At 60.8% G+C, this 6,286-nt stretch carries 5 protein-coding genes; 2 read left to right on the top strand and 3 right to left on the bottom strand.

Going from position 1 to position 6,286, the window contains the following annotated elements:
- Positions 1–160: 160 nt before the first annotated feature.
- Together ACC569_RS07235 and ACC569_RS07230 are read left to right on the top strand one after the other, a co-directional pair.
- A complete protein-coding gene (locus tag ACC569_RS07235; protein WP_372522835.1) occupies positions 161–760 on the top strand; it encodes a DUF924 family protein in 600 nt (199 codons plus the stop codon).
- A 48-nt stretch (positions 761–808) separates the two neighbouring features.
- A complete protein-coding gene (locus tag ACC569_RS07230) occupies positions 809–1,807 on the top strand; it encodes a zinc-dependent alcohol dehydrogenase family protein (RefSeq protein WP_372522834.1) in 999 nt (332 codons plus the stop codon).
- A gap of 281 nt (positions 1,808–2,088) precedes the next feature.
- Here ACC569_RS07230 and ACC569_RS07225 read toward each other — a convergent pair whose 3' ends face one another.
- From ACC569_RS07225 to ACC569_RS07215, 3 genes are all read right to left on the bottom strand, one after another.
- On the bottom strand, positions 2,089–3,174 hold the full coding sequence (locus ACC569_RS07225) for a 3-deoxy-7-phosphoheptulonate synthase (RefSeq protein WP_372522833.1): 1,086 nt from the start codon (positions 3,172–3,174) through the stop codon (positions 2,089–2,091).
- Between the two features lie 110 nt (positions 3,175–3,284).
- The gene (locus ACC569_RS07220) at positions 3,285–5,462 is read right to left on the bottom strand and encodes a protein kinase (RefSeq protein ID WP_372522832.1); all 2,178 of its coding nucleotides are present in this window, start codon (positions 5,460–5,462) and stop codon (positions 3,285–3,287) included.
- 396 nt (positions 5,463–5,858) lie between these two features.
- Entirely contained in the window at positions 5,859–6,275 is a 417-nt protein-coding gene (locus ACC569_RS07215) for a hypothetical protein (RefSeq protein WP_372522831.1), read from the bottom strand.
- Between the last annotated feature and the right edge of the window lie 11 nt (positions 6,276–6,286).

Raw genomic sequence — 6,286 nt, 5'->3', positions numbered from 1 at the left:
TAGAATCGACGCACATGCCATTCGCTCTCTCCGCTATTGCCGTTCCGCCGTGGCTACCCGTGGCATCGGGCCTGCTGGTCGGGCTGGTGTTCTCGCCGGTGGGCGCGGCCGCGGGCATTCTCGGCATCGCGCAGCGCTCTGCGGTCATCGCCTGACCGGCATGGAAAGTATTGATTCCGTATTACGCTACTGGTTCGGCAACAGCGTCGATGAAGCCGAGGTCATCCGCGAGAAATCCGGCCTGTGGTGGAAAAAAAATCCCGACGTGGACGATGAAATACGTCGCCGCTTCGAGCCGATGCTGGAATCGGAGATCAAAGGAGAGCTTACCTCGTGGGGCAACAGCCCGCGTGGACAGCTCGCCAGAATTCTGCTGCTCGATCAGTTTCCACGCAACATGTACCGCGGCACTGCGCGCGCCTTCGCCTACGACGAACGGGCACGGCGGCTGGCACGCGAGGCCCTGGAACAGGGAGTGGACAGAATGCTGCGGCCGGTGGAACGCGTATTTATCTATCTCCCGTTTGAACATTCCGAGGATACGCAGGACCAGGCCACCGGTGTCCGGCTCTTCGAGGCCCTGCTGGAGGAAGTTCCGGCAACCCTGAAACAACCGTTCCAGAATTTTCTCGATTTCGCGAAGAAACATAAGGAAATCGTCGACGGCTTCAAGCGCTTCCCGCATCGCAACACCTTGCTCGGCCGTGATTCCACGCCGGAGGAGCTGGAATTCCTGAAAGGCCCCGGCTCGTCGTTCTGACAGGCGATTAGATAGACATCTCCACTAGCCAGCGTCATTATTCCCGCCATGAAAGCCATTGTCATGACGGCCCCCGGCGGTCCGGAAGTATTGAAGTTTCAGGACCTGCCCGACCCGGTGTTGAGTCAGGACACCGACATCCTCGTGCGCGTGAAGGCGGCGGGGATAAATCCGGTGGACACCAAGATGCGCGCCAAGCCGACGGTCTATCCCGCTCCCCTGCCGCCGGTGCTGGGCTGCGATGGCGCCGGCGTGATCGAAGCGGTCGGCAAGGCCGTGAAGGATTTCAAGCCGGGCGATCAGGTGTATTACTGCCAGGCGCCGCATCACGATCGGCTCGGGAGTTACGCGCAGCTTGCGCTGGTGGATCACCGGCTGGTGGCGAAGAAACCAAAGCGCCTGAGCTTCGCCGAAGCCGCGGCCGCGCCGCTGGTGCTGATCACCGCGTGGGAGGCGCTGCACGACCGCGTCGATATCAAGTTCTGGGACAAGCTGCTGGTGCACGCGGGCGCGGGCGGCGTGGGGCATGTGGCGATCCAACTGGCGCGGATCACGGGCGCCGAGGTCTGCACTACCGTCGGTTCGGCGGACAAGGCTGAGTTCGCCCGGTCCTTCGGCGCCAACCACACGATCAATTACAAGCAAGAAAATTTCGTGGCGGCGGTGCTCGACTGGACCAGCGGCAAGGGCGTGGACATCGCCTTCGATACCGTCGGTGGCAAGACCCTCGCCGAAACCTTTTCCGCGGTGCGCTATTACGGTGACGTTATCACGCTGCTCGCGCCCGGACCCGAAATGGACTGGAGCGTCCCGCGCGCGCGCAACCAGCGCGTGAGCTTCGAGCTGATGCTGGTACCGGTGTTCTTCGGCATGGACGAGGCAATGACGCACCAGGGCGAGATCCTGCGCCGCGGCGCCGGGCTGTTCGAAGCCGGTGAACTGCGCGTGCACGTGGACGCGACTTTTCCGCTGGAACGCGCCGCCGAGGCCCATGCCCTGGTCGCCTCCGGCAAGACGATGGGGAAAGTCGTTCTTAACGTGGACTAGGGAAGTTCTGACTAATTAATTTTGAACCGCCAAGGACGCCAAGAACGCCAAGTTTTTCCCTTTGATCTTCAATATTCTTTTTTTTCTTGGCGTCCTTGGCGGTTCTGAGCATTAATCAGAGGTTCCCTAGGGAACCTCTGATTAAGTCCCCTCTCCCCCTTTCAGGGGGAGAGGGCTAGGGTGAGGGGGTTGGACAATATCTTGATTTCACTCACCCTCTCCCCGGCCCTCTCCCTGAAGGGAGAGGGGGTCAGTTTATTTGCCACTTGTTCAGAGCTTCCCTAGCATTGCTTGCCGGCGGCGCGCCGCGCCGGCAGGACGTTCTTTAGTTTCTCGCGCGCGCCGCGCAACAACTTTTCCGTGGTCGCCCAGTCGATGCACGGATCGGTCACGGACACGCCGTACTTGAGTTTCGACAGATCCGCCGGGATCGGCTGACTGCCCGCATGCAGATTACTCTCCAGCATCAACGCCACGATCGACCGGTTGCCTTCCAGGATTTGATTAACGCAGTTCTCTGCCACCAGCGACTGCAACGCCGGGTCCTTGTTGGAATTGCCGTGCGAGCAGTCCACCGCGATGTTGACCGGCAGCCCGGCCGCGACCAGTTCCTTCTCGGCCAGGGCGACCGAAACCGAATCGTAATTCGGACGCCCGCCGCCGCCGCGCAACACCATATGCCCATAGCGGTTGCCGCGGGTGCGGAACACGGCGCACTGGCCCTCCTGGTTGATGCCTAAAAAATGGTGCGCACGCGCTGACGACTGCAGCGCGTTGATCGCCACCGTGAGGCTGCCGTCGGTGCCGTTCTTGAAGCCGAGCGGCGAGGACAGGCCGCTGGCCATTTCGCGATGCGTCTGCGATTCGGTGGTGCGCGCGCCGATCGCGGTCCAGGTGATCAGGTCGGAAATATATTGCGGCGTGATCGGGTCGAGCGCCTCGGTCGCGGCCGGCAGGCCCATCTCGGCCAGGTACAACAGCAGCTCGCGCGCCATGTGCAGGCCCTTTTCGATATGAAAGGAATCGTCCATGAACGGATCGTTGATGAGCCCCTTCCACCCGACCGTGGTGCGCGGCTTCTCGAAATAGACGCGCATGATGAGATACAGCGTGTCGCCCACCTCCTGCACCAACTGCTTCAGGCGCGCGGCGTATTCCTTGGCGGCCTTGATGTCGTGAATCGAGCATGGGCCGATCACCACGAACAGGCGGTGATCCTGACGATCGAGAATGCAGCGCACCGTTTCGCGCCCGCGCAACACCGTCCGCTGCGCGTCCTCGGTCAGCGGCAGCGCGGTCTTGACCTGCTGCGGCGTGGGCAACAGGTCCTGCGAGAGGACATTGAGATTGTTGATCGGGTCGGTCATAGCCGGTACGGCAATACAGGGTGAATCCGCCAGTCTAGCGCACCGCGCGCGGCTTGTCGGCCCCTGGCTTCGGCCGAACTGAGGTGGGCCGGGCAGAGAGGCCGATTTCGTTACTTCCAGATCAGGATTTTTCCGTCATCGCCGGACGTGGCAAGCCGCGCGCCATCGGATGAAAGCATGAGCACTGAAACGCCGAGATCGTGACCGGCGAGCCGGTGGGCGACCCGGCCTTGCTCCACATCCCAGATTTGCACCGGCTGATTCTTTCCTCCCAGCAACAACCAGCGACTGTCGGGAGTAAATTGCACGGTATTCACTTCATCCGGAGCGTCGGCCAGCACGCGGTCATCGCGCCCCAGCCCGCCATCCCATAATTTCAGGTTGTGTTCTTGCCCCCCGGAAGCGAGCCATTTGCCGTCCGGGGAGTAGGCGATGGTGCTGACCGGGACTTTGTACACCGGCACGTACGCCAGTTCCTTGCCGCCCGCGAGGTCCCAATACTGGATGCCACCTTCGATGTCGGCCCCGGCCAATACGCGTCCGTTGGGCGCGACGGCCAGTGCCAGAATTTCATGTTTGGCCTTGGGGAGGTCAAAGATTTTTTTGTGCTCCGCCATGTCCCACAGGATAACGTCCGATTCCCGATCGACCGACACCAGCTGCTTGCCATCCGCGGAGAAGGCGAGCCGCATCACCGGCGCCGTATGGCCGGACAGTTTCGTAACCGCTTTATTTTCCTTGGCGTCCCAGATCTGCACGGCGTTCGGGTCAACGGAAAAGGCCAGCCAGTGCCCGTCGGGCGACGCCGCCATCGTGCCCAACGACTCCTTGCTGGAGGCCATGGTCGATATCAGCGCGCCGGTTTCGGTATTCCACAGATTCACCACGCCATCGTCGTAGGCCGCCGCCAGCACCGCGTTGTCGCGCAGAAACGCCAGCGCCGTCACCGGCGCATGCGCCGCGAGCGTGAGCGCAATCGTCTTGGCAGGATCGAATACCGGTATGGGCTTTTCCGGAAGACGTTTCGGCCTGACTGCGCGTGGCGGCGTTGCCGAACTGACCGGGGCGTTGACCGCCAGCTTGATTCCCAGCTGCACGTCGATGAACCGATTAATCTCGCGCCCGGCGTCGTAAGGCAGGGCCTGAATCTGATCGAAATAGGCGTACAGCTCGGTTTCGTCCAGACGGCCGGTGTCGATCATGATTTTCACGGAGGCGATGGCCATGGCGACGATGGCCAACAAGAATAAAAAGGCTGATTCCAGAAAACCGCGGGTACTGGACTTGCGCCGCGGTTTGATAATGGCATCGCTCACGCCGATAAAGCCGGAGCCGTGTCCCAGAACCGACATCGGGGTGGATTTTTCTTCCTTGGCCTCCTTGCCCATCAGCCCGTTTTGCAAGGCCAGGGCCGAGGCGGGACGATCCGCCGCCTGCAAACGCAGCGCGAGATCCACGCATTGACGGATATGCGGCGCGAACAGCGGCCGGTCAAACTTGGTCGCCGGCGTCATGGGATCGATTTTTCCCAGGCCGATGGTCTTGTGACGTTCCAGGGAATCCAGCGGCTCGCGGCCGGTGACACAACGGTAAAGCGTGGCGCCGACCGAATAGACATCGGTGCCCGGGCCCATCACGCCGCCGTTGCCGGGATACTGTTCCAGCGCCGAGTAACCGCGCGTGAGCGCGATCCGGCCGGTCTCGGCCTTGCCTTGGCGCTGACGCGCCGAACCGAAATCGATGAGCATGGGCTGGCCGCTGCGGCGCAGGTAAATGTTGTCGGGCTTGATGTCGAGGTGCAGCAGTCCGGCGTCATGCACGGCATGCAAACCCGTGAGAATCGGCAGGAATATGCGCAGCAGGTCGGGCTCGCTCAAAAAGCCTCCGTGCTTTTTCAGATAGCTCGTCAGGCTTTCGCCCTCTTCGTACTCCATGCTCATGTAGGCCGTGCCGTTGGCCTCGAGGTAGCGCAGTACGCGCACGATATAATTGTGTTTGAATTTGGCCAGCGCCTGCGCCTCCTTCAGGAATTCGTTCAGACCCCAGCTATATATTTCAGCGTCGGAAGCATTTCCGTCGGGGCGCGGGTATATCGTGGAGTTTTCCCCGCGCTCGGCATAGTCCTCGGGGTAATATTCCTTGATGGCCACGAGCGATCCCAGGTGGGTGTCCTGGGCAAGGTAGGTAATGCCGAAGCCTCCCTGGCCCAGCACCGACTTGATCGTGTATTCGCCTAACTGGTAGCCGACCGGCAAGGCATTATTTTTGGTCTTGACGCGGGTCTGCATAGTTCTTGCTGAAAGCGGATCGCTGGGCACCATACTTATAAATAGCCCCGGCCGGGCGGGGCCGCAACCCGGGCGCGGGGGAATAATGTGGGATGAGGGAAATTTCAGGGCCAGCGGTTCGTTCGATCCCGTCGGAATACATTTACTACCTGATTCAGCAGACCGGTTTGGCGACCAATACCAGTCGCGGGCTCCGGTATCATAGGCCCCGCATGATCGACCCGTGGCTGCTGCTTAAATCGATATCCGCCGGCATCGCGGTCGCGGCGGCGGTCGGGCCCATGAGCCTGCTGTGCATGCAGCGCACGCTAGGCGGCGGGCCGGACTAATTAAAGGGGCCAGGCTCAATTTCTATGGTGCGCTGTCTCATTGCGTCGGCTCCAGGGCTTGTGTCGACTATGCCGATGGCAATCCCTGCAAGATGTTCCCCCTGACTGGAACGGAAAAGAAGGTCCGTTTAAGAAGATCGAATGAGAATGCTTCTTTGCGGTTCCATGGCAGGAGCGACACCATCCGGGCCATCGTGCAGTAGCCAAACAGAATCTGTGCCCAGGTTCCAATCGTTGGAATCCAGTAAATCAACTGGAGTTTCTCGGGCAACGCGATAAGGAGCAGTAACAAATATCCGAGTCGCACCTGAATGGGAAACGCGGTGATACTGCGTTCACGAATGCTGAAGTGTATTAGCTGAAACACTGTGAGGCCGATAGCGAATTGGAATCCCGTTGGCCACCCAGACACACCGGCGGTCAGAAAGCCGACCGTCACCAACCAGTACCACCAACTCAAGGCGCGATATTCAAGCATAAACATGTGTGACCTCC

It is taken from the genome of Sulfuricaulis sp. (genome assembly GCF_041499725.1).
Classification (GTDB): domain Bacteria; phylum Pseudomonadota; class Gammaproteobacteria; order Acidiferrobacterales; family Sulfurifustaceae; genus Sulfuricaulis.
Note: the sequence above shows the minus strand (reverse complement) of the source record. Positions and strands in the feature narration are given on the sequence as shown.